The sequence below is a fragment of the Streptomyces lancefieldiae genome, from assembly GCF_031845825.1.
Lineage (GTDB): Bacteria > Actinomycetota > Actinomycetes > Streptomycetales > Streptomycetaceae > Streptomyces > Streptomyces lancefieldiae.
This window is the reverse complement of record NZ_JAVRFH010000436.1, coordinates 1-271: the sequence shown is the minus strand read 5'-3', so window position 1 is coordinate 271 and position 271 is coordinate 1. Positions and strand designations below refer to the sequence as shown.

1 pseudogene is annotated in these 271 nt (G+C 64.6%); it reads right to left on the bottom strand.

The features are described from left to right. A pseudogene (locus RM812_RS43495) lies at positions 1 to 61 on the bottom strand (helix-turn-helix domain-containing protein); the annotation flags it as partial. Positions 62 to 271 lie beyond the last annotated feature (210 nt).

Below are 271 nucleotides of genomic sequence, written 5' to 3'. Positions count from 1 at the left end.
GGATCCCCTCACGAAATGCCCGCCGCTCAGCGGTCAGGCCCCCACCCTCTGGATACCTCACCTCATCGGCATACCGCGGGGATCATGAACCGTCACTACCCGACGACAATCCGAAAACCTCAGTAGTGGGCTCCAATCTGCCACCCAAGGCGTGCGCGAATCGCCAACATCCGTGCGCAGATGAACAAGGCCGAGTGCCATCGCACTCGGCATTCTGGTGGTGACCGCGGCAGCTAGACCGGGGCCGGCCTGCACGTCGAGTGGGGGCCGG